27 protein-coding genes and 2 pseudogenes are annotated in these 26,712 nt (G+C 58.5%); 5 read left to right on the top strand and 24 right to left on the bottom strand.

Annotation, left to right across the window (positions count from 1 at the left end; genetic code table 11):
• Window positions 1-120 precede the first annotated feature (120 nt).
• From Q1M04_RS06040 to Q1M04_RS06025, 4 genes are all read right to left on the bottom strand, one after another.
• The gene (locus Q1M04_RS06040) at window positions 121-459 is read right to left on the bottom strand and encodes a recombinase family protein (RefSeq protein ID WP_300347307.1); all 339 of its coding nucleotides are present in this window, start codon (window positions 457-459) and stop codon (window positions 121-123) included.
• Window positions 460-628: 169 nt separating this feature from the next.
• The gene (locus tag Q1M04_RS06035) at window positions 629-2,329 is read right to left on the bottom strand and encodes a recombinase family protein (RefSeq protein ID WP_300347309.1); all 1,701 of its coding nucleotides are present in this window, start codon (window positions 2,327-2,329) and stop codon (window positions 629-631) included.
• Between the two features lie 27 nt (window positions 2,330-2,356).
• On the bottom strand, window positions 2,357-2,929 hold the full coding sequence (locus Q1M04_RS06030) for a hypothetical protein (protein WP_300347311.1): 573 nt from the start codon (window positions 2,927-2,929) through the stop codon (window positions 2,357-2,359).
• A 157-nt stretch (window positions 2,930-3,086) separates the two neighbouring features.
• Entirely contained in the window at window positions 3,087-4,463 is a 1,377-nt protein-coding gene (locus tag Q1M04_RS06025) for a recombinase family protein (RefSeq protein WP_300347313.1), read from the bottom strand.
• On the opposite strand from Q1M04_RS06025, the gene Q1M04_RS06020 reads away from it, so the two are divergent.
• Window positions 4,426-4,884, top strand: a complete 459-nt coding sequence (locus tag Q1M04_RS06020) for a hypothetical protein (RefSeq protein ID WP_300347316.1) — start codon at window positions 4,426-4,428, stop codon at window positions 4,882-4,884. The two genes, Q1M04_RS06025 and Q1M04_RS06020, sit on opposite strands and share 38 nt — an antisense overlap.
• Here the strand turns inward: Q1M04_RS06020 and Q1M04_RS06015 are convergent.
• On the bottom strand, window positions 4,853-4,984 hold the full coding sequence (locus Q1M04_RS06015) for a hypothetical protein (protein WP_300347320.1): 132 nt from the start codon (window positions 4,982-4,984) through the stop codon (window positions 4,853-4,855). The genes Q1M04_RS06020 and Q1M04_RS06015 overlap by 32 nt on opposite strands.
• 125 nt (window positions 4,985-5,109) lie before the next feature.
• Between Q1M04_RS06015 and licT the strand changes: the two genes are divergently transcribed.
• A complete protein-coding gene (licT, locus tag Q1M04_RS06010) occupies window positions 5,110-6,057 on the top strand; it encodes a BglG family transcription antiterminator LicT (protein WP_366140804.1) in 948 nt (315 codons plus the stop codon).
• Window positions 6,039-6,377: pseudogene (locus tag Q1M04_RS06005) on the top strand (family 1 glycosylhydrolase); the annotation flags it as partial. The gene licT and the pseudogene Q1M04_RS06005, both read left to right, overlap by 19 nt.
• Window positions 6,378-6,656: 279 nt before the next feature.
• Here Q1M04_RS06005 and Q1M04_RS06000 read toward each other — a convergent pair.
• The 5 genes from Q1M04_RS06000 to Q1M04_RS05980 form a co-directional block, all read right to left on the bottom strand.
• On the bottom strand, window positions 6,657-9,239 hold the full coding sequence (locus Q1M04_RS06000) for a SpaA isopeptide-forming pilin-related protein (protein ID WP_300446843.1): 2,583 nt from the start codon (window positions 9,237-9,239) through the stop codon (window positions 6,657-6,659).
• 85 nt (window positions 9,240-9,324) lie between these two features.
• Window positions 9,325-10,086 carry a CAP domain-containing protein gene (locus tag Q1M04_RS05995; RefSeq protein ID WP_300345817.1) on the bottom strand — a complete coding sequence of 254 codons (762 nt, stop codon included), beginning with the start codon at window positions 10,084-10,086 and terminating at the stop codon, window positions 9,325-9,327.
• 94 nt (window positions 10,087-10,180) lie between these two features.
• Window positions 10,181-11,053 carry a class D sortase gene (locus Q1M04_RS05990; protein ID WP_297997541.1) on the bottom strand — a complete coding sequence of 291 codons (873 nt, stop codon included), beginning with the start codon at window positions 11,051-11,053 and terminating at the stop codon, window positions 10,181-10,183.
• Window positions 11,053-11,958 (bottom strand): hypothetical protein, encoded by a 906-nt coding sequence (locus Q1M04_RS05985; protein WP_297997543.1) that lies wholly within the window; start codon window positions 11,956-11,958, stop codon window positions 11,053-11,055. The genes Q1M04_RS05990 and Q1M04_RS05985 overlap by 1 nt, the downstream gene beginning before the upstream one ends.
• A gap of 28 nt (window positions 11,959-11,986) precedes the next feature.
• Window positions 11,987-12,352 carry a hypothetical protein gene (locus Q1M04_RS05980; protein WP_297997659.1) on the bottom strand — a complete coding sequence of 122 codons (366 nt, stop codon included), beginning with the start codon at window positions 12,350-12,352 and terminating at the stop codon, window positions 11,987-11,989.
• A gap of 884 nt (window positions 12,353-13,236) precedes the next feature.
• On the opposite strand from Q1M04_RS05980, the gene Q1M04_RS05970 reads away from it, so the two are divergent.
• Window positions 13,237-13,497 carry a helix-turn-helix domain-containing protein gene (locus Q1M04_RS05970; RefSeq protein WP_297997545.1) on the top strand — a complete coding sequence of 87 codons (261 nt, stop codon included), beginning with the start codon at window positions 13,237-13,239 and terminating at the stop codon, window positions 13,495-13,497.
• 38 nt (window positions 13,498-13,535) lie between these two features.
• Here the strand turns inward: Q1M04_RS05970 and Q1M04_RS05965 are convergent.
• From Q1M04_RS05965 to Q1M04_RS05955, 3 genes and pseudogenes are all read right to left on the bottom strand, one after another.
• Window positions 13,536-13,898, bottom strand: a pseudogene (locus Q1M04_RS05965) (DUF6017 domain-containing protein); the annotation flags it as partial.
• Between the two features lie 49 nt (window positions 13,899-13,947).
• A complete protein-coding gene (locus Q1M04_RS05960) occupies window positions 13,948-14,283 on the bottom strand; it encodes a putative quinol monooxygenase (RefSeq protein WP_297997548.1) in 336 nt (111 codons plus the stop codon).
• Window positions 14,280-14,879 carry a flavodoxin family protein gene (locus Q1M04_RS05955; protein WP_297997550.1) on the bottom strand — a complete coding sequence of 200 codons (600 nt, stop codon included), beginning with the start codon at window positions 14,877-14,879 and terminating at the stop codon, window positions 14,280-14,282. The genes Q1M04_RS05960 and Q1M04_RS05955 overlap by 4 nt, the downstream gene beginning before the upstream one ends.
• Before the next feature lie 150 nt (window positions 14,880-15,029).
• On the opposite strand from Q1M04_RS05955, the gene Q1M04_RS05950 reads away from it, so the two are divergent.
• A complete protein-coding gene (locus Q1M04_RS05950; RefSeq protein WP_297997552.1) occupies window positions 15,030-18,152 on the top strand; it encodes a TIR domain-containing protein in 3,123 nt (1,040 codons plus the stop codon).
• Window positions 18,153-18,392: 240 nt separating this feature from the next.
• Here Q1M04_RS05950 and Q1M04_RS05945 read toward each other — a convergent pair whose 3' ends face one another.
• The 11 genes from Q1M04_RS05945 to Q1M04_RS05895 are packed head-to-tail and all read right to left on the bottom strand — an operon-like array spanning window position 18,393 to window position 26,675.
• Complete coding sequence (locus Q1M04_RS05945; protein WP_300446837.1) at window positions 18,393-19,145, bottom strand: CAP domain-containing protein; 753 nt, start codon at window positions 19,143-19,145, stop codon at window positions 18,393-18,395.
• Window positions 19,146-19,205: 60 nt separating this feature from the next.
• A complete protein-coding gene (locus Q1M04_RS05940) occupies window positions 19,206-20,264 on the bottom strand; it encodes a type IV pilus twitching motility protein PilT (RefSeq protein ID WP_293281737.1) in 1,059 nt (352 codons plus the stop codon).
• Window positions 20,265-20,276: 12 nt separating this feature from the next.
• Window positions 20,277-20,711, bottom strand: coding sequence for a hypothetical protein (locus Q1M04_RS05935; protein ID WP_295756428.1), 435 nt, complete (start codon window positions 20,709-20,711; stop codon window positions 20,277-20,279).
• Window positions 20,704-21,135 (bottom strand): hypothetical protein, encoded by a 432-nt coding sequence (locus Q1M04_RS05930; RefSeq protein ID WP_293281732.1) that lies wholly within the window; start codon window positions 21,133-21,135, stop codon window positions 20,704-20,706. The genes Q1M04_RS05935 and Q1M04_RS05930 overlap by 8 nt, the downstream gene beginning before the upstream one ends.
• Entirely contained in the window at window positions 21,132-21,611 is a 480-nt protein-coding gene (locus tag Q1M04_RS05925; protein ID WP_297997558.1) for a DUF4860 domain-containing protein, read from the bottom strand. Before Q1M04_RS05925 ends, Q1M04_RS05930 begins: the two co-directional genes overlap by 4 nt.
• A complete protein-coding gene (locus Q1M04_RS05920) occupies window positions 21,608-21,931 on the bottom strand; it encodes a hypothetical protein (RefSeq protein ID WP_297997560.1) in 324 nt (107 codons plus the stop codon). Before Q1M04_RS05920 ends, Q1M04_RS05925 begins: the two co-directional genes overlap by 4 nt.
• Window positions 21,932-21,935: 4 nt before the next feature.
• Window positions 21,936-22,964, bottom strand: a complete 1,029-nt coding sequence (locus Q1M04_RS05915) for a type II secretion system F family protein (RefSeq protein ID WP_297997562.1) — start codon at window positions 22,962-22,964, stop codon at window positions 21,936-21,938.
• A gap of 10 nt (window positions 22,965-22,974) precedes the next feature.
• The gene (locus tag Q1M04_RS05910; protein ID WP_293281725.1) at window positions 22,975-24,054 is read right to left on the bottom strand and encodes a transglutaminase family protein; all 1,080 of its coding nucleotides are present in this window, start codon (window positions 24,052-24,054) and stop codon (window positions 22,975-22,977) included.
• 18 nt (window positions 24,055-24,072) lie between these two features.
• Window positions 24,073-24,690 (bottom strand): sortase, encoded by a 618-nt coding sequence (locus Q1M04_RS05905; protein ID WP_297997564.1) that lies wholly within the window; start codon window positions 24,688-24,690, stop codon window positions 24,073-24,075.
• Complete coding sequence (locus Q1M04_RS05900) at window positions 24,680-25,804, bottom strand: Cna B-type domain-containing protein (RefSeq protein ID WP_297997566.1); 1,125 nt, start codon at window positions 25,802-25,804, stop codon at window positions 24,680-24,682. Before Q1M04_RS05900 ends, Q1M04_RS05905 begins: the two co-directional genes overlap by 11 nt.
• A 16-nt stretch (window positions 25,805-25,820) precedes the next feature.
• Window positions 25,821-26,675, bottom strand: a complete 855-nt coding sequence (locus Q1M04_RS05895; RefSeq protein ID WP_293279230.1) for a class C sortase — start codon at window positions 26,673-26,675, stop codon at window positions 25,821-25,823.
• Between the last annotated feature and the right edge of the window lie 37 nt (window positions 26,676-26,712).

The raw sequence follows: 26,712 nt of genomic DNA, 5'->3' as shown, positions 1-26,712 counted from the left end.
TACTTCAAACCTTTGAAGCCTAACCAGCGGCAGCTGAAGATCCGCGGCTTTGCCGCATAAAATCGTAGCTGTACTTTTGATGCAGTTTCCATTTTTGCCCTTTTTGATTTTTACGAAAACTCAAACATCATTGGTTTGTGTTTTGCCTAAAATAACATTTCCAATATATTTTTCGTTTTTCAGAATTTTCGAAATCGTTTCCTTGCTCCAGATTTCCTTTCCGGTAGGTGAAGGGATATCCATCAAAAACAGTGTGTCGGATATTTTCCCGAGACTGTCACCAGCGGCGAACCTCTCAAAAATGTAACGTACATGAGCGGCTTCCGAAGAACTAATCTGAAGTTTGCCTTTGGGGTCTACCTTGTACCCATAACATACGATGGATGCTTTAGTCGATTTGCCGCTCTGAAAGCTCCTTTGCAAGCCTGCTTTGATTTTGTCACTTCTTGCCAAATCCATGATATCATGTTCCTCCCAAAATTTCAATCTATATAGCAAATATATAAAAATGAGCAGCCTTTGGCTGCTCATGAGTACACATGATTAAATTACCCAATAAATGCTGAGTGCGATTTTACTCCATTGGTCATGCGGGATGTTCGGGAAATGCTTAAGAAATCGTCAAAATTTAAGCCTTATAAATTAAATCAAAAACTTGCATTTTTGCATGTTTTTGAAACTTTTTAACAGATAATTTCGTCAACTTAACATTCCTTGTGTGGGGGAAAAAGATGCAGACCCGAATGGTGCCAGCGTCCACCACCGTGATCCGCTCTATAAACTTGTGGGTAATCGTATCATCGTATTCCGTGAAGCACAGCGGCTGCTGGTCCAGCCACGCCTCCATTTCCCGCTGCCTGGAGGCCCGGAGGCTCCGCTGGCTTTTGTCTTCTTCAAGAGCCTGCATCCGCTCCAGAATTTCCTGCTTCTCCTCCGCCACAGCCCTGAGCTGGTCATTCAACTCCAGGTTATCCATGTCCTCCAGCACCTTGTCCAGCAGCACGGCCTGTTCCGCTGTCAGAGCGTCCAGCCGCTGCTTCAGCTCCAGGAGGCTTGCCCCATCCGCCCTGTCGTGGCTCTGGGCCAGCCCCGCCAGCTTCAGGACCCCGGCCTTCACCTCGGTCCGGATGGCGCCGTATTTATTCAGGGCGGCCACGATGGCCCGATGGAGCTTATCCTCGTCCAGCGAGGGCGAGTCATGGCAGTATTTCTTCCCGAATTCCAGACGGGAGACGCACCGCCAGACGATCCGCTTTTTACCGTTCCTGGCCCAGGTGCAACGCTTGTAGGGCGTACCGCACTCGCCGCAGGTCAGCAGTTCGCTGAGGGCGTACTTGGAGGAATACTTCCCCTGCTCCGTCTTGCCGGTCTTCTGCATGACCTTCCGTTTGCTGGCCCGGCGGGCCATCTCCGCCTTCGCCTGATAAAACATATCCCTGGAGATAATCGCCGGATGATTATTTTCCACATAAACCATGGGAAACTCGCCGGTGTTTCGCACAATCTTTTTGCTGATGCAGTCGGTGGTGTAGGTCTTTTGCAGCAGAGCGTCTCCGATGTAGCGCTCGTTGATGAGGATATTGCGGATCGTCTGCCAGGACCACTGCTTCACCCCGGTGGCGGTGGGAACGTGCTCCTGCTCCAGCTCCCTCTGAATCCCGAAGATGCTGGCCCCGTCCAGGTACCGGCGGTAAATGCGACGCACCACCTCCGCCTCCTCCGGGTCAATCTCCGGCTCACCGTCCGCCCCGCGGCGGTACCCCAGCAGACGTGTATACTGGAAGGGCACGTTGCCCGCCTCCCGGCTTTTGAGGATACCCCAGATCACATTGTTTCGAATGGACTCGCTCTCCGCCTGGGCGAAGCCGCTGAACAAGGTGATCATAAACTCACCGGCCTCCGTGAGCGTATTGATGTTCTCCTTTTCGAAGTGGACCCCAATGCCCCGGCCTCTTAGCATACGGACGGTGGCCAGACAGTCCACCGTATTTCGAGCGAAGCGGGAGAGGGACTTGGTCAGGATCAGGTCAATGCGTCCCCGTTTGCAGGCGGCGATCATGCGGTTGAACTCCGCCCGCTTTTTCATGCTGGTGCCCGTGATGCCCCTGTCGGCGAAAATTCCGGCAAATTCCCAATCGGGATTCTCACCGATTTTCTGGGTGTAATACTCCTTCTGAGAGGTGTAGCTGGTGAGCTGCTCCTCGCTGTCGGTGGAGACCCGGCAGTAGGCGGCCACCCGCAGCTTCCTCCCAGAGGGGCCCCCGGTGGGTGTTTTCTCCTTGGTTGCGGGGATGAGACGTATTCGTTTTTCTCGTACAGCATGTTCCATAATTTGTCCTTTCCCGGTAGGTTTACGCTATCCCTTGAAGGTCACCGTCACCGCGTTGTCCGCGGAGATGGTGATATATTGAATGGCTCTTTCGCCATGGATATCAATTAAATTGGCCTCCTGTGAGAAGCAGTCGTACCGGGCGGAAACGCCTTGGAGAATCAATTTCACGATTTCTTCCGGCTGGTCCGGTCGCTCCAGCCCCCGGTTGATGGTGTTGGTCAGACGGACCGCGTCGGCGGACGGCTCATAGACCACAGCGGACTGTTCCGAAGGCGTATACGCTGCTGTCTGCCGCTCCACTTCTGCCAGAAAATCAGAATCTTTGATTTCCGTCCTGATTCCACAGCCCTCGCATTGAAGGTACAGTGTATCATTTCGCTTCTGCCCGCTGTGCCGCCTCTTTAAAGGACTGCCGCACTCGGCGCAGCGCAGTTTCTCCCGATATCGAAGGGCTGGGCGGTCTGATCTGCGAACGGTCTTTTTCCGTTTTTGAATGATTTCCTGCGCCGTTTGGAAGATCCCGGCGTCAATGATGACGGGGTAGCCGTCGGCGCCCGTATAGCGGGGATTTTTCAGAATGAAGCCCACCCGGTGCATGGTCCACTGAGGGCGTTCCTGGCTGTAGAGAATGCCGTCATCGTTCAGAATGTCCGCTCCAGGTAGATGGAAAATATTCGTTTTACCACCTCGGCCTCCTGGGGCTGAAGGACCAGTTTTCCGTCCTGAATCTGGTAGCCGTACAAAATTTTACGAATCATGCTTCATCCTCCTGAACCCGCTCCGCCAGTTCCATGCCGCCCCGAAGGTGGAAGCGGATACGGGAGCGGGACTCCGCCGTGACCTTCTCCACCAACTCAGCGAACAAGGCTTCATCAAAGCTGTTCAGCCGTTCCGGCCCACTGCGAATCTTACTGACTGTCTGACGGAAGGTGTCCAGCGCTTCCTCCGGGTCATCCTCCTTCAGCAGGCGGCGGCGTTCCTTCCGAAGCTCCGCCAGACGGCCATCGAGTTCCCGCAGCTTGGCGGCCCCGGCGGAGGCGTCCAGAACGCCCTTGCTCTGGAGAGCGCTGACCTTATAGCTCTGGTCGGACGCCTCGGCGATAGCCTTGTTCACCGCCAGCATAGCGGGATTGTTCCGCTGGCGGGCCTCGTTCAGGGCATCCAGCTGGCTCAGGGCGGGCTTGAGGATGACGCCGTCGTGGAGCCGGAGCTTGTTGTACATCCGTGCGAAGGCGGCGTGGATGTCTTCCTCCGGGATAGGCCCCACGGAGCAGGATTCCGCATTTCTCAGGTGATTCCTGCAGCTCCATATGGCGGTGCCCTTCCGGGTAGTTCTCCGGTAGAGGGCCTCCCCGCAAGCTACGCAGTACATTTTCCGGGACAGCGGGTAGACGCCGTCGGGACGGTCCCGGCGATGCTTTTTTCTCTGCCGGAGAGCTTGGACCTTCTCAAAGGTCTCCCGGCTGATGAGATCGTTCACGATCCAGCCCACGCTGTGGCCGCTGAGGTAGGCGTCGAATACCCAGCGCACCAGTTCCGCCTCCGACCGGATGATCTCCATGCTTCCGCTGCCCTTGAGGCGGTAGCCGTAGGGCGGCTTGGTGGTGATGAACTGGCCCAGCTCCATTCTTCTCCGGAAGCCCTGGCGTCCGTTTTCGGAGATGGACACGGACTCCTGCTGGGCCAGAGCGCCAAAAACGCTCACCAGGAATTCCGTGGTGAGCGTTTCCGTGTCGATATTCTCTTTTTCGAATTGGACGGCAACGCCAAGGGACATCAGCTCCCGCAGAGAGGCGAGGCAGTCTTTCGTGTTCCGGGAGAAGCGAGAGAGGGACTTCACCAGGACCTTGTCGATCTTACCCTTCCGGCAGTCGGAGAGCATCCGGTTAAAGTCCTCCCGCTTGTCCGTTTTCGTGCCGCTGACCGCTTCGTCGGCGTAGACATCCACCAACTCCCAGCCCTCATGGCCATTGATGAGGTCGGTGTAATTGCGGATTTGGGAGGCGTAAGAGAGCGCCTGCTCGGCGTGGTCCGTGCTGACCCGGCAGTAAGCGGCAACCCGCAGAACGGAGGATTCCTTCTCCCTGGGTGGGATGATTTTTACATTCGCTGAAGCGGAGAGCTTCTCCACCTACAGTGTACAGTGTGTTCAGGAGGCGCTGGAGGAGTTTGGCTGCAAGATCAGGAAAATCGAATGTAAAGCTGAGGAAACCCGCCTTTTTCGATTTTTGCAAGATACCCAGTCCTCACAGATGGGTAAGCTGGGTGTGTTTCAGTCCGAGCAGAAAAAGCGTCAATTTCTGAACCGCCTCCAGAGTGAGTTGGTCAAACGCGGTATTGTAGATGTTCTGCGCAATGGCATTAAAGTGTACCCGGTTGATCTCATCATGTTCTATCTCACACCGACCGAAAACAACGAAAAAGCAAGGGAAATGTTCCAGAAAAATATTTTCAGCGTGACGCGCCAGCTCTGTTATTCTCAGGACGCAGGCAAGCTGGCCCTTGACTTGTGCTTATTCATCAATGGATTTCGTGGGTGTCGAACCCGCTGATCTTGCCGCTGTCCAGCACCAGGATTCGATCCGCGTCCTGTACGCTGGAAATGCGCTGGGCAATGATGATCTTATATGATATAAAAAACTTTGATTTCACAAATGGGCAGACTGCGGTTATAATGGCAATCAATCCAAGAATCTTTGCCAGTTCCGCAGAGCGGTTTGCTTTTACAACGAAATAGATTGGCTTGTTACTATTCAATTAGGCAATACCAAACATCAATGCCGGCGCGCTTATGGCGGGTCTTGGCTGGTGTTTGGTATTTTTACTTTTCATTTTCTGTGGGATTGGGAAAGAAGGGGGATGCGATGGTCGTTGATAAGATTTTGAACAACAATATCGTCAGTTCTTTCGATGAAAACGGCCGGGAAATCCTTCTGGCAGGCCGGGGAATTGGGTGGCAGGCAAAACCAGGGCAGGCCGTAGACCGTTCCAAGATCGAAAAGACATTCCGCATGGATTCCCCGGACTCCACGAGCCGCCTGAAACAGCTGCTGCTGGAGGTGGACCTGGAAGCGGTCCGCGCAGCCACAAAAATTATCGAATACGCCCGGGAAACCCTGAAGAAAAAGCTCAATAAGAATCTTTATATCACTTTGACAGACCATATCAGCTTTGCTGCCGAGCGGATGAAGAGCGGGCTCACATTTCACAATATGCTTTCCCTGGAAACCAGAAAGCTCTATCCGCAGGAGTATGCCATTGGCATTCACAGCCTGCAAATCATTCAGGAGCTCATGGGAGTTTCCCTGCCCGAAGCCGAGGCCACCTCCATTGCCCTGCATATCATCAACGCTGAATATGACTGCGATATGGAGAAAACCCAGGGAACCCTCAAAATCGTGCAGAACTCTCTCAATATTGTGCGTTATAGATTGTGCGTCAGCTTCGACGAAGAATCGCTGGACTACCAGAGATTTCTGACCCACCTGCTCTTTTTTGCCCAGCGGGTCATGGAAAACAAGATGCTGCCGGACGAAGAGGATTTTCTCTATCAAAACATCAAACGGCAGCAGCCCCAGGCATTTGACTGTACGCTCCGCATCCGGGATTTCATCAAAAAAGACTTCGCGGATTGCTTCTTTATGTTTCTCCCCGTTTTTATGGGAATTACCATCGCGAAAAAGATGGGCGGCAATCCCATGCTGTTTACCGGGTTCCTATCATGATTGTGGAGAACGGTCTGGGCGCCAAGGATACGCGGGCCGAGGACGGCGGGTTCCACGACAGCTGCCGCATTGACTACCTACGCCAACACATTGAGCAGATGAAGCTGGCTGTGGAGGAGGACGGCGTGGACCTCATCGGCTATACCCCCTGGGGCTGCATTGATTTGGTCAGCGCCTCTACCGGAGAAATGGCCAAGCGGTATGGCTTTATCTACGTCAACAAATTTGACGACGGCACCGGCGATCTGAGCCGGGAGCGAAAGGATTCCTTCTATTGGTACAAGAAAGTGATCGCCACCAACGGCGAAGATCTGAGCTGACAGCAAAGCGGGGCGGACTCCAAGACGGGTCCGCCCCGTTTCAAGCCCACAGAAAAGAAATGGAGATCCTTAACTCTGAATCCGTCTAAATATGCGACGCTGGGATTTTATTTCAGCGCCGTTCTATTTATAAATGCAATTTATAAGTTATAAAATATATTTCACAATAAATTAGCACTCTTTCGTTGACAGTGCTAACGCACCGGCCTATAATATAAGCGTAAACCAATTCCGGCAAGAGGCCGAAATAATGAAAGGAGTAATTTTTATGCTGACCCCTTAGAGACGCTTGCCCTGTTCGTGCAACTTGATCTCGCCCCTGGCGTCCGTGAAGATGTAGCCAAAATCAATGGCAGCCGGAGCCTCGGCGGCTTCGCCGTTGCTGGTGTAAGTCACATGGAACTTGGCCCCCTCAATGGGAGCGTCTGCCACGCTGTCCTCCTTGAAGATGGTCAGCTCGGGGGCCTTGCGGTTCTTGAACGTCAGCTTCTTCACATCTCCGGCGTTCAGGGAAACCGTTTGCACCCGGTCAGCGTCCTTATCCGGGAGGAAGTAGGGTGCGGGGACGGAAATCTCCGTGACCCGGTAGGTGCCGGGTTCCACCCGCTTCATCACCATACCGTCCGGGCCGGTCTTCCAATCGTCCTGGAAATCACCGTTGATGGCCTCCACCCGGAACACGGTGTCGGGAACCGGCTCCTGGCTGTCCGCGTCGATCTTATAAAGGGTCAGCTCCGGCTTCTTCAGGTTTTCAAAAATGACTTCCTTCTCGTCGCCGCCGTTAAGGGAGATCGTCTTGGTCCGCTCCTCGCCAATCACATAGGGCTCGGGAACGGACTGCTCGGTGATGCGGTAGCTACCGGGGGCGACCCGCAGCTCCACGGAGCCGTTGGCCTCGGTGGTCAGGTTCTGACGGTAGTCGCCGTCAATGGCCTCCAGGAGAAAGACAGTGCCGGGGATGGGCTGGTTGGTCCCCTTCTCAATTTTTGTGATCTTCAAAAGGGGTTGCTTCTGGTTATCGAAAATGAGCTGCTTGCTGTTTCCGGCCTCCAGCCAAATGGTTTGGGTGGGTTCATCGCTGACAACATAGGGGTCCGGGACGGAAATCTCTGTTACCTCGTAGGAATCCACGGGGATGCCCGTCAGAGTTGCGGTGCCGTCCGGCCCGGTGGTCACGTCATGGTGAAACCCGTAATGGATGCCCTTGATCTCAAAGTGGGTGTCGGGGATCACGTCTCCCGTCTTGGCGTCCCGCTTCAAGATGGTGAGGTTCGGCAGCTTCTTGTCGGAGGCTGTGACAGTGACGGTGCCGCCCCCATTGACGGCGGCCTGATCCACATGGGCAATGACCGGCTCCGTCAGCTTGGCATAAGGCGAGGGCGCAGACACTTCCACAAAAGCGTACATTCCCTCGGTCACATCCGTCACTGTGATGGAGCCGTCCGCCTTGGTAGCTTCAGTCCCAATGATCTGCCCGTCCTTCAGGATATTAAAAACAGCGCCAGGGAGAGGATTGTTGGAATCATCCAGCTTGATGAGCTGAATTTTTACCTTGCTGTCGTTTTCAAAAACCAGGGAAACGTCGGATTTTCCATCCCAATGGAAGCTCTGCTTCACCTTGTTCTGATCCGGACTCTTGGTGTATCCCTCCGGGGGAGTCATTTCCTCCGCGACATAACTGCCAATGGGCATGGAATCCCAGGGCACGTCTGTGAGCCAGCCGCCCTCAGCCGTGGTATAGGCCCCCACAAAGCTGTTGTCCACGCCGGTGATTTTGATCACCGCCCCGGCGAGGCCCTTGGAGGGATTGTCCGCGTCTACTTTCCGGATGCTGCCCTCGCTGGTGATGGTGGTGCTGTCCCGGAAGGTGACGGTCACGGTATTGTTCCCATTGCTGGGCAGGGTGACATACTGCGGGGCGGCGCTGTCGATTTCATAGCCCTCCGGGGCGGAGGTCTCTGTCACGGCATAAGTTCCGGCGCTGAGGCCGCTGATCCGGTAGGTGCCGTTCTGGCCCGTGACCACGTCCTTGGAATAGGAGCCGTTGGTGGATTCAATGTGGAACCCGGCTCCCGGCAGGCCCTTGCTGGGATTGGTGGCGTCCACCTTCTTAACAATGAGGACGTATTCCTCCTGCTCGATGTGTTCCACCGTCAGGTCGCCCAGGATGATCTTCTGCACAGATCCGGCAGGGTGGGCGGAGCTGCCGGCGCCGGTGAAGGTGTATTCATACACGGCGCATTTGCCCCAGACCCCCTGGCTGCCCAGGTCCAGGATGAACTGCGTCCGGTCCCGGAAGGAGCTTTCCCCCTGCTTCTGGTCGATGCTGGTGTAGTGGGTGCCCTCCAGGGTGTTGTACACGGCCATGAGCTCCTCGGCGCAGGCCACGACGGGGTCGCTCATGCTGCCCTGCTGATACCGCCAGATGCATGCCTGGACCCAGGCGTTCATATACCAGCGGTAGCCGCCGCTCCACACATCCGCCACGCCCAGGGCCTCCGCCTCGTCGGTGAAGACGCCGGTGGAGTGAGCGTAGTAGTAGGCCATCATGATTTCCACGGTGGGGTCGGAGATCGACCGCTTGTTCCCCCAGGTCTGGCCCTGGAGGGAGGAGCCCATGCCTCCGCCTTTCGTGCCGCAGAAGCCGGTGGTGTCCTTATTTCCGTTTTTAAAGGTCATTTCATGAAGAGTACAGCGCCCCAGGACCGCGGACTCATAGGCCACGCCGGAGTGACCGAACTCCTTCAGCGTGATGGTATCCCCGGCGGCGAAGGCCGTGGTGGGGAACAGGCTCAGGACGCAGACCAGCGCCAGCAGCAGGGCCGTCAGGCGCGTTCGCAGGGAATGATGTTTTTCGTTCATAAAGGGTTCCTTTCCATTTTGAATTTGGCAACAAAAAAGGCCCCTTGGCGTGATGCCAAGGGGCCTCCGTGTGGTGTGTGATTCCTTATTCGTAGGGGTTATGTCCGGTGGGATCGCCTACGACCATGTAGCAGTAGGCTTTTCCGTTTTTGAAGGTGACGCCGGTGCCGACATGGGACGCCTCCTCCAGCAGCATGGTTTTATAGTGCCCAGGAGACTCGATCCAATAATCGATGGCCTGCCGGGCAATGTCCGGGCAGCCGTAGGCGGTAAACACGGTCAGGTTGTACAGCCCAGCATAAGGCCAGCCGTAGCGGATGAGTGCCATGTGGTCATAGGGCCGGTGCTCCGTGACACCTTGACCGGAGACATCCTGAGCGGCATTCATGAGGGATTCGTCCATGGGAAGCTCCTCGAGGCCGTTCTCCCGGCGCACCTCGTTGATGAGCCGGACCATCTCCAGACGGATGTCCATGTTGACAGACAGGTCCAGGGCTTCGCTGGGGGCCGGGGACGGCTCCGCCGCTTCTACGGTCAGCGTCAGACTGCCGGTGCTTCCGGCCTTATCGGTGACGGTGATCTCAGCCGTTCCCTCCGCCCTGGCCACCGCTACCCAATAGGTCAGGACCCGTTCGAGGGTGATAGCCTCCGGGTTGCTGGATTCGGCGGTGTACTCCGGTCCGACAGGTCCGATGATGAGGCAGCTCCTTTCGCCTGCCTCCAGGGTATTGCCCTTGTAGCTGCCTACCCGGATCTCCGGGTCCGCTGCCAGAGCCGGGCCCGCCAGCAGCGCCGCGGACAGTATGCCAGCCGCCAACATCCCAAACACTTTACTGTTCCTTTTCATAGCTTTTCCTCCATTTCCGTGATTTTGTCAGGGCTTTCGCAACCGCAACACTACCACAGATTTGGGGGATTGTCGAATGGAATCGCTGAACAGCTTAATCCGTCAGCTCAACCGCTCTCACACACCAACGGAGGTCCCGCTCATCCCGGACGCAGGTGTACAGCGTCAGGCAATTGTCGGAGGTATTCTCCAGGCTGCTCAGGTCCGTTTCCGTCACCTTGGCAACGGAGGTCACCTCATAGGTCCGGGTCCCCTCCTTGGTGGTCAGGGTGATTTCGTCCCCGGCCTCCAGGGTATGGATTTTGCCGAAATAGCTGTTGGTCCCCCGGTTGTGGGCGGCCAATCCGACGTTGCCGTTCCAGATGGAGGTCTCCTCAAAGTGGCCCACACCCTTCTTCAGCGCGGCGCTGTCGGTGCCCTGCACGATCTTGACATTCAGGCCGATGGCGGGGATTTTCAGCGTTCCAAGGGAGCCGTTGCTGTAGTAGCTGTCCTCGGTGACGCTGGTAAAGCCGACAGAGGCCGTGTCATTGGGCCGGGTGGTGACAGTGAAGTGTTCCGGGGGAGTGGAAGAGCCGGAGGAACTACTGTCCAGGATGGACGTGCTGGGCAGGAACCCGCCCATGCCGCTGGACACACCATTTTCCGAAACAGAGTAATTTGCGCCGCCCACCTGATTCACCAGCCCGCCGGATAGCGCACCGGGAACAAGGTTAGGCGTCAGGTGTTCGCCGCTGCCGGGGAGGTAGCTGGTGGGGGTACCGAAGCCGGGGGCCACCAGGGCCACGTTTTTGCTCCGGTCCACGTTGGGGTTTTCCTCCTCGTAGATCGTATCATTGCTGGTAGGCCGGGCGAACAGGAAATCGTCCGCCCCGTCATAGCTGTACTCGAGGGCGCTGGCCTGGACGGCGCACAGGGCGCAAATCATGCAGGCCAGCAGGAACATTCTGAGTTTTTTCAATCGCATTATCTCCTTCCTCTGATCTTTTTGAATACAAATACACCGCCCAGGACCAGCGCCAGGACCAAGCCGCCGATCATGAGCGGACGCCCGATGCCGGAGATGTCGACGGGCTTGCCGTCCTGGACGCCGGAGTCCTTCGGGGCATCGCTGCTGCCGAACACGGCGGTATAGGTAACCACATTACAGCCGGTTTTGGAAACCTCTCCGGAGTAGTCCGCCGTCACCGTGTACCCGGTGGCGTACTTACTGGAGGTGCTGCCGATGTACCGGGCCGTGGCGGTGTAGCGGGTGACCACGCCCTCGCCGGACTCCTGAGTGGAATTGCTCCACTGCACGTCCGCCAGGGTCAAGCTCCGTCCGCCGTCCGAGATGGTCTTGGGCACCAGGGACAGGTCCGCGTCCGACAAATTCGGATAGGTACGAGTCGCAGACACTGTGCCGGTCTTGGTGGCGTAGCCGTCCGTGGTCACCTTGACCGTGGTGTGGTCCAGGTGCAGCTTCCCGGTGTAGCCGTCCTCCGTGACGGTTTCGATCTCGGCGTCCAGAGTCTGGAGGATTTTCTCCATGTTATTGGTGTCGCTGGGCATGGTCACGGTCTGGACATGGGGCTTGGTGTCCACGCCCACCTCGTCCTTCCGGGTCATGTCCAGCAGGTAGTACAGCCGCCCGTTTCGCTCGAAGTCCTCCGTGGGAATGAGGCCGGGGTCATCGTCCAGGGACAGCTGGTACACCTTCTGGATGCGCAGCTCATCGAAGTCGCCAGCCGTGTACTCCTCCACGGAAATGGGATAGTAGGCGCTGTCTCTGACCGGCTTGGTGGCGTCAGCCGCCTCGGCAGCCTGGACGGGAACGGACAGAAGCGTGGAAAGCAGGAATGCAGCCAGGAGCAAAGGAATCGTTCTTTTCATGTTGTTCTCCTATCTCAAAATAGTGGGACTATCTCTCGTCCCCGCTCCGAGCCGGAGCCTTCCGCTGGGGCGGAGCGATGGTTTTCTCAATGGAACCGCCAATCTGACGGCTCATGCCTTGAATCTCTTTCAGGAAGGCTATCCGGTCCTCAATCTCCCAGCCCTGGCATCGCTTCGCCATGCCCGTCAGGTCCGGCAGCTCCCGCTGGACGCCGAAGCGGCGGCAAAGGATGTACGAAACGCTCTGGGCGCTCAGTTCACAGCCCTCCCGGCTGTAGGCGGGATTGCGGCCCCGGTCATGGAACCGGGCCTGGGCAATCTCGGCGGCGATGGCCGCGAACGCCTGGCCGTCCGGGCAGGCAGTGTCAATAGACGAGTATGCCATCAAGTACATGGTTGGCCACAAGATTTCGGACATTACTGAAAAAGTCTATACTCAGCGAGAATTTGAGTGGCTGAAACAGGAAATCGAAAAAATAAAATAGGGTGTACATTGGGCGTAAATCTGTAACAACGCCTCCATGCGTATCGGATTGACTTTGAGCGTGAACCGGAGTATAGTGTCCAGGAAAGGAGAAAATACTCTGAAGGTCTTGGGGGGATACTTAGGAGAAACACTATTCAATCGGAAAGGAGGGTGTTTTATGGCCAGGTTGTCTAATGAGGAAATCAGACGCATGTTCCTTGATGAAGCCGATGCATATACCGATGCGCATCCTGCTGAAGCATGGCTTAAAGGCCGGGATTCTCGCTCCCGAGCCTGAGATGGTCGAAGTGGTCTGATAACAACACAAAGCCGCCCCTGACTGCTACCAACGGTCAAGGGCGGTTTCCTTTCCGACTAAATACTATTTCTCCTCGGGTTCAGTCTCCCAAAGGTTTCCTGCTTCGTCAGGAACAAACCTGCGACTGCCCTCCGGGTTTATCGCATGAGCGACATCTGTGGTATGCCGGCATTCCCGGCCTCTCTTGTAGCAGCCGGTTTTCGAGCAAGTTTCCACGTTACCGTCGCATAAATATAAGACTTCTTGCATAGCAAATCCCCTTCTCAGAAGCGTAGGAATGACTATATAGGAATAACGTAGGAATAAAATAATGAGTTGTCTACATTTCCACGCTTTTATCCACTTCTTACTACTGCTCAAACCGTTGGAATAACAGCATTTAGCAGTAGACGTGCCTTAAAGATGTTTCTATTAATTGCTCAATAATAAGAGCGGATAACACAGAACTAAAATTTTATAATAGAGGCATCCTAATCACAGGGGGATGCCTTAGATGAGCAAGAAGGAAGTGGAATTCAGCAATCGGGACAGGTTCATCGAACTTGGCCTGATGATCGCCAGCCTGCGAAAAATGCAGGGGATGTCCCAGGAGAAACTGGCGGAGAAGGCAAAGATCAGCCGTTCCCATCTGAGTTCCATCGAGGCCCCCAACATCGTGCGGCCCTTTTCCCTGGAAGTGCTATGCAACATTGCGGATGCCCTGGGAGTCCGAGCGGGGGATCTGCTGAACGCCACCCTGCCCCCAACGAAATGAGAACAGCGCCTTGCCAGTGGCAGGGCGTTGTTTTGTCTCTATGCCGCTTCTCCGCCATAGAGGTCATGGTTGACCTGGGCGGCATAGTGGTTCTCAATCGTGGCCGGTGCGTTGTAGAGCACCGTCAACAAATACTGCTTCATGTTCCGTACCTGGGTGGTGTTTTCCCGGAGGCAGTCAAACACGAACCGGATGTGTTCAGAGTCCAGCTTCAGCAGGCGGGACTTCACCACCGCCTGGGGGAAGTCATTCCCTGCCACCCGGATATTTTTCTTTTTGGAGCAGACCGCCTCCACTATCAGCTCCACCATCTCGTCCAACTGGCCCGTGTCATAGGGGCGCTCCCGCACAAAGCCCTCATAGTCGATGTTCTCCCGAATCAGCCCCCTATAGGCGTCCATCTAGCCCTGACTCACTCCGCTGCTCCTGCTCCGCTTCCTTCCCTTCGCTTCAGGCGTGCCTGATGAATTTTTCATCACGGGTGGGAATCCCGCTTTCATCAAGAACATATCTTTCCACGCTCATGTGCAGGTCATATTTTTCCCGCAGTAGTGCGATGGTTCCCATCATCGGAGACGCATGATGCCGGTCTATGGACGCCTGGTCTCTCCATCTGTCAATGAGCAGAACGGTTTCAGATTCGCTGAAAGGAAAGAAATATTCATACCGCTCATTTCCATCCTCTCCGCGAATCAACGCCGCCGTTCCGCCTCTCTCCATTTCCTCGGCAAACTTGCGGGCACTGCCGTCCTTCCCCGTGTAGGTCAGAAGTACCAGGATGCTCATACGGCAGGTTCCTCCCTCTGATAGATGTTCTTTCCAAATTGATATGCTTTTTCCAAGTAATCTGTCTTGTCGATTTGAGGTTTTCCGTTCGTATCTCCGCAGCCGCCTGCCAGCAGCATCCCCTTGTCGTGGAAGCCGATGTAGTTGACGAGGGCAAACTGATAATAGGACACCGCCTGCTCAAAGGTCCAGAAGAAGTCATCCGCCGCCGTCATCAGCAGGGCGCAGTCCTTTACCGGATACTTTTCATACCGGCCCAGGGGTGGGTTGGGGTCCTCCTCCGCGATACAGTAGAACCGCTCAATAAACGCCTTGATCCGGGAGGACACTGTCCAAAAATACAGCGGCGAGGCGAGGACCAGTAGGTCCGCTTCCTTGATCTTGGGGACAAGATCATTGAAGCTGTCTTTCTGTACACAGGGCTTGCCGTAGCGGCAGGCGTTACAGCCCAAACATCCCTTTACCTCATGCCGCAGCAGGGAGATCACCTCCACGCTGTGTCCGGCCTCCTCAACGCCCCGTTTGAAGCTGTCCGCCAGCTGCGCGGTGTTGCCTTTGGGCCGTCCGCCGTCCTGCACGATCAGAATCTTTTTCATATTGCCCTCCAAATCCGCGTTTAAAATCATTATATATTGACAGACAGACGGTTGCAAGAGATTTCGGCAAGTTGTATATTGAAAATGGACAGTCGGACAAACCCAATGGATACCACCCCCCAGTCGTGTCCGAGCGAGGAAGTGTGGCTTATGCGAAATCAGGCTTTTGAGTACTATGCGTTCATCAGCTATAACCACAAAGATGCCAAACAGGCTAAGCAGCTCCAGCGGCAGCTGGAACACTACCACCTGCCCTCCGCGCTACGCAGGGAGCGACCGGACCTGCCCAAGCGGATCACCCCTGTTTTTCTGGACTCCTCCGACTTGGTGGCTAGGAGCAGCCTGTTCGACTCGCTACAGGACAAATTGGATGCCTCCGCCTATCTCATCGTACTGTGCTCCCCCAACAGCGCCACGTCCTCCTGGGTTAACGACGAGGTGAAGTACTTCATCAGCAGCGGTCGGAAGGACCAAATCATCCCCCTCATTATCAGCGGGGAGCCCCACGCCGGCAACCCCGCCCAGGAGTGCTATCCCCCAGCCCTGGCTAGCCTGCCCAACCGGAAGGCGCTGTTAGGCATCAGCGTCCGGGCTTACGGCAGGCGCGGGGCATTCCTGCGGGTGATTGCCACCCTTCTGGACCTGAAGCTGGACCAGGTCATCGCTCGGGACGCGGCGGTGCGGCGCAGGCGTTTCACCTTGTATGTCTTTGTCCTGCTGCTGGTAGCAGCGGCAGCCCTTTCCCTCATCTGGTACAATGTCCCCCACACGGCTCACTACATGGATTACACCTACAGATGGGAGAAGCCGGTGGGGCTTCAAGCGGTGTCCTCCTACCAGCGGCGTCAGATGGACTACACCTACCGTTTCACCACCCTGCGGGGAGACGTGGTGCAGGTGGAGCGGGTCAATTCGGCAGGCGCTTTGACTACCAGTTTGCTGCCGGCCTGGGAGGACCCACCCTCCATGCGGTTTTACTACGGCATGAGCGATGGCTTTGACGGCCGCTCCGTCACACAGGTAGCCTGTTATGACGCCTGCGGCCAGCAGCTGTATGCAAAGCATTATTCCGCTGACCTGAGTGCGGTGGACTTCGTCCAGTTTGGCAACAGCAGCGCATCTTTTTCCTTGGGCACCGACCTGCTGGCTTCCCAGGCCGAAGTGGGCGCGGACGACGTCAGCGAGAATCGGAGCGATGTGATCCGTTACATCCAGACTTACGCCGATGACGGCTATCTGATCCGGCGGATGTTCAAGCGGGACAACCGGGGCAGCTCCGGCGGCACGCCCACCCGGGATGAAAACGGAGTGTGGGGCACCGCTTTTCTCCGGGACGGCCTTGGCCGCGTTATTGGGATACGCTCCCTGGACCAGAATGAGGCCTTCATGGCGGACAGCGCGGGCATCGCGGGCTTTGACTACACCTACGGGAAGCTTTGCCGGATTACCAGCAGGGTCTGCGTGGACCTGTCGGGCAGGCCCATGGCGGGCAGGGACAATGTCACACGCTTGGAAATCAGCTATGACGACCTGGGCCGCATGGTGGAAACAGCCTATTTTGATGCAAACGGTGAACGGGTTATCAACAGCTCCATCGGCGTGTCCGCGATCCGTTACGGCCGCGACAGCCGGGGATTCCAGATATCCCAGGCGTTCTATGACCACATGCTGGAGCCGTGCTGCGACCCATCGGGGATCTGCCTCATCGTAGGCGATGTAGACGACAATGGCAGGCCCATCCGGCAAGACCTGTATAGGCCCGATGGCGAGCTGCAGTGCTGTGCCAGCGGGTTTTCAAGCATGACCTATGAATATAACTCCAGCGGACAGAGTATCCGTGTGCGCTACTTTGGGTTGGACGGCAGTCCGACGCCGGAGCTTTCCCTGAATGTATATGGGATGGATTACATTTACACGGACGGCCTTCTCACCCGCATAAATTATGTTGACGGGCAGGGCCGGCCTATGCGGAATAAGCATGGAGCTGCCGCCCTGAGCCGGGACTATAACAGTGAGCGGCAACTGTCCCGGGAACTGTGCCTTGATGAGAACGGCAGGCCAGTGCGCTGTACCGACGGCTACGCAGAAACCCGCTTCAGCTACACGGACGGCAACTGCACAAGGGCGGATTACTACGACGAGGCGGGCGCCCTTTGCCGGAACGGCAACGGCGTGGCCAGCTATGTCAGAACCTTCCAGTCCGGCCAATTGACCTCCCAGTCCTGCTTTGGACCGGAAGGAGAGCCGGTGTTCCACAGCGATGGATGGCACAGCCTCATCAGGAGCTTCGATGAGGAGGGGCTGTTCCAGCAGGAAAGCTACTACGGCACACAGGGAGAGCGGGTGATTGCCAGCGTCGGCTATTCCGCCGTCTCCCTGCGCTATGACAGTGCCGGGCACGTGACCAGCGTGACTTACTTCGATACGGAGGATCGGGAAATCACCCCCGCAGGCAAAAGCGACATCTATTATGGAGCGGTCCAGATTCAACTTGAGTATGACCAGCGGGGAAACGTGATCCGCAGGGTGTTCCTGCCGCAGTCAGGCATCCCGGACCCGGGGAAAATTTATGAGGCCCGCTATGACTATGATGACTATGGGAACACGGTGGCAGAGCATTGGCGGGACAGCCAGGGTATGCCCGCCCTGAACAGCGCCGGGTACGCGGATGCCCAGTTCAGCTATGACCGCTTCCGCCGGGCGGTGGAAAAGCGTTGGTTTGACACGCAGGGCATGCCGGTCAATTGGGTGGGCCTCGTATATGACAGGCAGGGATGGAATACCCAGATCACCGTCTATGGGGCGGACGGCTCCATTCAGCTGGTGGAGAACAATATGTATGATGAGTTTGGCAGCTGGGTCCAGCGGTTCTACACCGACGGGAAGGGGCAGCCTTGCATGACGGAGTTCGGATTTGCCACAGCCCGCGCCGTCCGTGACGCGCTGGGCAACGTAACGGACCTTTGGCTATATGACGAAACCGGGAATCCCTGTGATAGTATTTATCACCAAGTATACACATACAGCGTCACCGGGAAAACTGTGACAGAAGAATCCTATGACGGGAATGGGCAGTTTATCCAGCGCGAGGGGCACACATACGACAGCTATGACCGGCTGGTTGAGACGCGGTATTATGATGAGGACGGCTCCTGTACCGGCTGGCGTGTTTACACCTATAGCCCTTGGGGGGACCGGATCGAGAGCTTCTATTACGATACGGATGAGGTCCAGGCGGGTTTTGTGTACGAAGGCTTCAGCACCAAATCCTGATAGAGCGCCGCTGGGGAAGAATGATCAGGCCAAGCCGGAGGAATCCGCAATGCAGCGGACCTCTGATTTGGCCTGATTCTTTTTGTTACATGACAGGTATAGCCGTGTAAGGGTATGGTGGAATCCACACAATAAAATCAGATCCCCCGCGCGGAACCAGCGCCCTCGTCCCCAAACGGGCAAACGGAAGACAGAATCAAACCGCCGCGGAGCCTTTGCTCCGCGGCGGTTACTTTCTGCCTATCGCTGTATGAGGGGCTCGTCCACCCAGGTTATCTCATAACCGTCCCTGAGGAACCACTGGACGCAGTACCAACAGGGCTCACCGTTCACAGGACTGACCCCCTTGGCCACGCCGACGCCGATACTGGACCGGGTCTTGTCCAGCATCCCGCTCCGGTGGTTCTGCGAGGACTCCCACTCTTCCACCGCAATCTGCCCCAGGTCCCTCTCCGGGTCCTCCACCCTGCCGGAAGCGATGCAGTGGATATTCTCGGTGGTATACGGGCAGTCCGTCACCGTCGTACGCCGGGTGCCGTCCGGGCGGATATGGGAGTAGATGGAAGTCGCCGCCATCTCGTCCGCCCGCACCTGGGCCGCCGCCATCAGCAAGGGGTCCGTCTCCAGGGCGGGAAGGCCGTTGCCCTTTCGAAGGGCGTTGGTGCGGTCGATGATATCCTGCCGGATCATATCCGTCTCCCCGGCGGGAGAGGCCGCACCGGGAACCGGCACGTCATCCAGGATCGTGGGCGGATTGCCGGTGTAGGGGGCTGTACTGTCAATCTGCACCCCGTTTTGCCAATAGACGTTCACGTCCAGCGCCTTGCCGATATCCCGAAGCTTGACATAGTTGTTCCCCGCAATTCTATAGGCCGCCATCGGCACTTGGCGGCCGTCCACATAGATCGCGTGCTTAGAGGGTTCCGCCGCAACACCGGCGGCAACCGCCGTAATCCCTCCAAAAAGCAGGGCTCCGGTCAAAAGGCCCAGCAAAAACGGCGTCAACTTCCTGTTTATTCCCGCTCCCCCCCCTTCTCATGCTTTGCCTGTGGTTCAGCCTAAACGGCGGCGCAGCTGCTCGGGATTATCCGCATAGCTGAGCGCCGTCTCCGGTGTGATGGCCCCTGCCTTGCAAAGGGCCAATATTGACTGGTCCATGGTAACCATTCCCTCGCCGCCCCCCGCGGCGATCGCATTGTCGATTTGATGGGTCTTGCTGTCCCGAATCAAGCTTCGAATGGCACTGTTCATGTGCATAATCTCAAAGGCGGGCACCAGCTCGCCGCGGGTCCCCGGCAGCAGCTGCTGCGAGACTACGGTATGCAGCACCATGCTCAGCTGCACCCGAATCTGATCCTGCTGTCCGCTGGGGAAGGTGTCGACAATGCGGTCTATGGTATTTACCGTGCCCTTGGTGTGCAGGGTGGCGATGAGGAGGTGCCCGGTCTCCGCCGCCGTCATGGCAGTGTGGATGGTCGCCTGGTCCCGCATCTCACCCAGGAGGATAACGTCCGGCGCCTGCCGCAGGCAGGCCCGCAGGGCCGAGGGATAGTCCTCCGTGTCGATGGAAATCTCCCGCTGGCTCACGATGCTTTTGCGGTCCCGGTGAAGGTATTCGATGGGGTCCTCCAGCGTGATGATGTGGCACTCCCGGGTACGGTTGATCCGGTCAATGACACAGGCCTGGGTGGTAGATTTTCCGCTGCCCGCCGTGCCGGTGACCAGCACCATGCCGTGGTCCACGGCGGCCAGGTTCATCACCTGCTCAGGAATGCCCAGACTCTTCCAGTTCGGAATCTCAAACGACACCACCCGCACCACTGCCGCCATGGACCCTCTCTGCCGGTACGCGTTGACCCGGAAGCGGGCCAGCTCGGCCACGGAGAAGGAAAAGTCGTCGTCCCCCTGCTGGAGATAGCGGTCTATGGACCGTCCCGCCAATTGGTAAATCTCCCGAATCAGGTTCTCCGTATCCCGCGGGTAAGCCCGGTCCTCGCTGATGGGCTGGAGACGCTTTTCCAGCTTCTCACAGATCGGCCCGCCCGCCACCAGAAAGAGGTCCGACGCCTTGTCGGTCACCACCCGCTGCAAGTATTCCAACAGCTTTGACATAGAAAGCCTCCTTTAAAACAGTACGCCGTCCCACAGGTCCAGGGAATCGTCGCTCTCCCACTCGGCCGCGGGACACGCCTGCCAGCGCAAGATAGTATAGCCGCCGTCCTCCTCCACGATGACCTCCACCTCCAGGTTCTGCGTGCCGGAGATGGGGCAGGTGTAGGAAAAAAGCGTTCCCTTGTGGTCGGGGCCGTGCGTGGCCCGCACCGTGCGTCCCTCCGGCAGGGGTGCGCCGCTCCGCAGGCAGGCCAAAATTTCCTGGGCGGCGTGATCGGCCTTATAATACCCCGCCACCGTCTGAACGGAAGCGTCCGACAGCCGCGCGTCCGCCTGAACCGTCGCCAGGGACAGCAGGGCAAACACCGTCAGGCACAGCACGGCAAAGACCGTTAAAAGGGAGCTGCCGCCCACAGCGGGCGGAAGCGCGCGTTTCTCGTTACCCATTGCCGCGCACCTCCCCCTGCCACGCAATCTGAATGGAGAAAATAGGCTTGCCCCGGGCGTCCACCATCTGCACGGCGGCCTCACGCAAAGCGGGATTTTCCGACAAAATGCCCTGGGCCTCCAGCCGGTAGGCGTCTCCGCCCAGGTTCCAGTCCTCGTCGTAATCCACCCACAAAAGGCCCTGCTCATATTGTCCGCCCAGCAGCTCCGCCGCGCCGGCAAAGGCGTCGCAGGCGTCTCCGCCATAGGACTGAATGGCTTCTGCGGCGGACTGGACCAGCATGGCCGCCCGATCCCGCGCCTCGCTCTGCCGGGAGATGTTGTCCGATCTTACAAAGGCCTGAAGGCACAGCGCCGCCGCCAGGGCAAACACCAGCAGCATCACCATCTGTTCCATCAGGGCCAGGGGCGCGCGGCTCTTCATGAGACCGACCCCCTTCCGCTTCTAAGAAGCAGAAACAGACGGTCGGGCTGACCGGAGTCTCCGGCAACGTCCACCGTCAGCAGTCCCCGCCGCAGCGACAGGGATAGGGATTCCGCTTCCATGATCCGCTCCCCGTCCTCCGGGGAAAGCTCCGCGTCCTCTCCCGCGTAGAGCTCCATCAGATAACCGTCATGCCAATAGACCCTGGTGGTAAAGCCGTCCTCCGTAAAGGCCAGCGCGGCGGCGCCTCCAAAAGGCTCCACCGTCACACCGCCCAGGCAGTCCGCCTGGCGCACCCGGGTTGCGATGTACTGGGCGCAGGTCCTGCGGCTGTAGGAGGCCTGATCCCGGACCGTCAGGCGGCGGTAGGCCCGCGCCCCCGTCAGCAGCACCGACAGCACGCACACCGTAAAAACGCCAAACAGCAGCAGCGCCAAAAGCCCGTCCAGATGATGTTGTATTCCCCGTCTTTTCATGGCGTGTTCTCCAGAACCGTGATATCCGGCATCAGATTCTCCGCAAAGGCGGAGTAATGCACGGTGTAGCGCTCCTCGTCAATCTGCAGGCCATAGTGCTCCTCCAGATAGGACAGCGTGGGAGGATAAACGCCCTCGGCGGCGTAGCAGGCCACGCAACCCCGGCGCAGCGACTCCTCCAGCTGCCGCCGGTCCTCCTCCGTCCGCCCGCCGTCAAGGTTGTTGACGGCCATGGCAAAGAACAGCAAAGCCGCCGCCGCAATGACCGGCAGCAGCAAACCCCTCAGCAGGGAGGGCAGAAGGGAATGTTTTCTCCTCATACGCTCACCCAATCGCCGACATGATGTGCATCAGGGGCAGCATAACCGACAGCAAAATCAGCCCCACCAGCACGGAACAAAGCAGCACCAGCGCAGGTTCCACCCGGCTCACCGCGGCGTCCAGGGCGGCCTCGCCCTCCTCGCTCAGGTCCCGGGCGATCTTCTCCATGGAGGCGTCCCCCGCGCCGCCGCGCTGGCCCAGCTCCAAAAGGCGGCTCTGGCTTGCGGGCAGCAAACCGCTGGCCTTCAGCGCGGCGCTGAGCACCTCGCCGTTGTCCAACCGCTTCCGGCAGTCCTCGCACCGCCGCCTCGCGCCGCCCTCCACCAATCCGGCGGACAGGCCCAGCGCCTCTTCCAGGGGGAGTCCGCTGGCCATGCCCATGGCCATGGCCTGGGCCAGGCGGGCGTTGTTCAGCTTCCGGCTGACGCCCCGGTCCCCATGGCCGCGCTGCCAGAAGGAGACTAGGCTCCGCCGCAGCGGCCCTACCGCCGTAAAGAGGAACCCTATCAGCACCAGCGCCGCCAGCACGGCCCAAAAAACAGGCAGCGCGCCCTCCAGCCACCGGCCCACGGTCAAAAGGCCCGCGGCCACGCCGGTAAGCCGGGTGCCCAGGGAGGCGTACACATCGTCAAAAATCGGCAGGACCTTCACCAGGAGCACGCCGATTACCACCAGCATCAGCGCCAGCATCACCGCCGGGTACAGCAGCGCGCTGCGCACCCGCCGGTCCATCCGCACCCGGTCCTCATAGTACCGGGAAAGGGCCGCCAGCGCCTCCTCGGTCCTTCCAGTCCGCTCGCCCACCTCTACCAAGCCGCAGGCATAGGTGGGAAACGCCGCGCTGCTGCGCATAGCGGACGCCAACGCGGCCCCGCCGTCCACCTCGTCCGCCATGGCGGACAGCAGCTTCTTGTGGGGCGAATCCTCCCCCAGCAGGTACAGCGCGTCCCCCGTCCCCACACCGGCATGGAGAAGCAGAGACAGCTCCAGGCTCACTTCGGCGATTTCTCCGTAACTCAACGTTCGTTTCATGTGATGCTCCTCAATAGAGATATTTGACGGTGTAGTTTTTTCCGTCGCCGATGTACTGCATGATGGACGCGCTGCTCTTTCCGGAGGAGGCGAAGGTGGGGTCCATCCGCTGCCAGGTGCTGCCGTCAAAGTAGATAATATTGTCTACCCAGCCGGTTTTCTCCGTCCAGACGCTGACCCAGGCGTGGTACTGTTTACCGGCGTAGCCCACGACCAGCTTGCAGGGGACCCCCTGGGAGCGCAGCATCCCCGTCATCAGGGCCGCGTAGTCAAAGCAAATGCCCGTCTTGGTGGAAAGCACCGTGTCCAGCACCGGCAGATAGCCGCTCTTTACCGTCGCGGCCTTCTTCTCGTCATAGGTCAGATTCCCAACCACAAAGTCATAGACCTTGGCCACTTTGTCCAATCCGTCGCTGCTGCCCGCGGTCAGCTCCGCCGCCTTTCCCACAGTGTTGGGGGCGGCGCCGTAATCCACGTATTGGTTGGGCCGCAGGAACGGGGCGAACTCATCCGTCAGCGCCACCTGGAACGTGACGGACGCCAGCTTCGCGTACTTTTTCCCCTCGGTGTTCTGAAGGGCCATCACCTTATAGCTCCCGTTGCCGTCCGACAGGGGGAAGGTGGACCAGCCGCCGGTGGGAAGGTCGTAGGTATAGGTGGTATTGGGTCCCACCACCTGCACGCGCAGCCGCTTGCTGTTGGCCCCGGCGTGGCGGACCATGACGTAGCCGTCCGAAATGTTGGAGTAGTCGATTTCCGCCCCGCCGCCGCTCTCCACGGCAGTGCCGCCCGCCACGGGCAGCAGCATGGGCGAAGCCGCCAGGGGCACCGCCTCTTCGTCCTCCAGCGTCACCGTTTCCTCTTCCAAAGGCGTTTGGTCCTGGGAATCCTCCTGGGGAATGGTTTCGGCGCTTTCACCCGCCCTCTCCTTTGCAAGCCCGAAGGCCTCCTCATCCGTGGCGGTTCTGGCATACAGGGTCTCGCCGCTGAAATCTCCAAAGGCGGCTTCGTCTGTCGCCGTTTCGGCGCAGCCCGGCAGCAGCAGGCACAACAGTGCCAGCAGCACGGGAATTTGTTTGCCGTTACGCATCATGCGTGGCCTCCTTTCTCAGCCGGCCATATCCTCTATCCGGTCGCAGCGCACCGTGACGCGCTGCCGTCCGCCTAGGGTACAGGTAAAAAGCGTTAGATCCCACTCACCGGAGAGCATTTCCTCCGTCTGCTCGGGCCAGAGCAGCTCCAGCTCCGTCACAGAAAAATCAAAGACGTTCCCGTCCACATCCGTAAAGCGAACCAGCTCGCCGCCCTCCAGATTTTTCAGGCGGCCGAAATGCCGGTCGTAATTGTGGGCGGCGAGTATCATATCGTCCAAATAAACCGACCCGGCGTAGCGGCAGGGGGCAATCTTCAGCTGGGGATAGCTCCACTCGCTCATAACCGGCAGGCTCAGCTCCAGGGACGGAATATCCAAATAGCCGATATAGTCATAGCCGTCGATCTCCACCGTCGGCATCTCAAACCGGGGGTCCACCAGATAATCGGGCAGGATATATTCCGGCAGCTCCTCCCGGCCCTCTTCGGTCTGGAATTTCAGCGCCTGGAAGGTCGCGTCGGCGGCGTCGCCGGCGCGGCCCTCGTCCCACACGTTATACCCGGTCAGCAGCAGGGCCGCCAGCACCAGCAGAAATCCCGCCGCCATGCAGAACGCGCCCTTCTTATTCTCCATCCGTCTCCCCCCTTCTGTGCCGGCCCCAGCCAAAGAAGAACAGGCCCATGCCGGTCAGCGCCAGCAGGGGTACGGGCCACCAGAGCTGCCCGGTCTGGGGCAGCCTCGCCAGAGGAACGTCCTCGTCGTCTATCTCAATCTCGTCGGAATCGTAGTCCGGGTCCAGGTAGGGCGTTTGATCCAGGGGCACCTCCGTGTCCTCCAGGGGAATGTCCGGCGAAGGCGGCGTGGTGGTAGTCGTTGTGCCGGGAGGGTCGTCGTCCCGGTCCGTCTGGGGCGGGAGCGGGTTGGAGTTGACAATCCGGTAGGTCCCGCCGGTCTGGGAAATGCTGACCTGGTAGGACCCGGGCCGTTCCAGAACCTCCCAGCGGTAGCCCGGCTCCAGATCCGTCCACTCATAGCGCCAGTTGTTGCGGGAAGACAGCTCCACCGTATCCACTACCTGGCCGTTACGCAGCAGATCCACGATCACCGGCTCTTTGCGGGTACCGGCGGACCAGATCTTGATGACCCGCCGCGAGACGGCCTCGTGGGGAATCTCGTCCTTCTTGGCCCCGTTCACAACCAGGTCGTAGACCCATTCCTCCCCCCCGCCGCTCTGGTCCGTCCAGTAGGGCAGGCACACGAAGTAGGAGGAGGGCTGATAGTCCCGGATCTCGCCATTGGCTTTCGTAACAGAGTAGGGGTCCCCGGAAACCAGATAGAGCCCCACGGGGAGATCGTCAAACACGGCCACGCCGTTTCGGTTCGTCGTGACGGTCCTCATGGGGGAGTAATACCGCTCTAAATAAGGGCGAAGCGTGGTGGCCAGGTCCGCCCACTGGCTGGCCTTGGTGATGTTGTTGAAATCCATGACCTGGGGAAAATACGGGTCATTGGAGAACATGGGCAGCAGCGTGTAGCGCACGCCGGCGCTGACGCTGGCGACGCGGTAAAGGTGAAACGTGACGCCGGGGTCCTTAAAGTCCAGTGTCAGACTACAGGGCTCCCCGGAAATCACGGGAATATTCCTGTTTATGACGGCTCCGGCGGGCCGTGTGAGGCAGACGGCGCACAGGAGCAGGCCCAGCGCAGCCGCCGCGGCCCGTTTAAATCCTTGTCTCAGCTTCATCATGGTACGCCTGCCTTTCCTACGATTGCTTCTTGACGCGCTTGCCGGAAGATTTCTTCTTTCCCCCGCCGGGGGCCGCGATGGCCCAAATGAACAGGGCCAGCAGCATGGGAGCCGCCGCCACCGGAGCCACCAGAATGGGGTCGATGCGCACGGCGTCCGCCGTGATGCGGGCGGAGGAGGCCGCCTCCGGGGTCTCGATCCGCTTTCCGCGGACCAGGAGGCGATGGGTATTGATGCCGTAAGGGGTACAGGTGACGAGGGTGCAGTGATCCTGCCCCTCCTGAACCACCAGATCCCCCATCTCGTCCGGGAGGACGATGTGAATCTGGTCCACCTCATAGGTGAGGGTCTCGTTGAGGATGCGGAGCATGAAGATGTCGCCCTCGGCCAGCTGGTCGAGGTTCGTAAAGAGCTTCGCGCTGGGCAGCCCCCGGTGTCCCGAAAGGACACAGTGGGTGGAGGGCCCGCCCACCGGCAGCGAACTGCCCTGCAAGTGGCCCACGGCCACCTGGAGCACGCCGTCGCTGGTGCCGTGGTAAATAGGCAGGCTCACCTCGATACCGGGAATCTCGATGTAGCCCATGATCCCGTTGTTTCCCACATTCAGTTCGCCGTTATAGTCCGCCTCGTCCTCCTCCAGGACCCGGAAGGGGTTCGCCCGCTCCAGCAGCCGGGCATTGTACTCCCTGGCGCTGCGCCAGATATGCTCGTAGTCCACGGCGTTCAGCCCGGAAACGCTCTCGGCGTAACCGGCGATTGCCCGGGACTGGTGGAAGGAATTCCAATAGTCGCTGGCGGTGGGGTAAAGCAAAAGGGCAACCCCGGCCAGAAGGACCAGGAGGAGAAGCGCGGTGGACAGATGTTTTTTCATGTTCGTTCACTCCCTCCGCCGCGCCGCGGTCTTCCCG

Origin of the sequence: uncultured Oscillibacter sp., from assembly GCF_950073225.1 — a bacterium.
GTDB lineage: Bacteria > Bacillota > Clostridia > Oscillospirales > Oscillospiraceae > Oscillibacter.
This window is presented reverse-complemented; position numbering and strand designations above follow the sequence as displayed.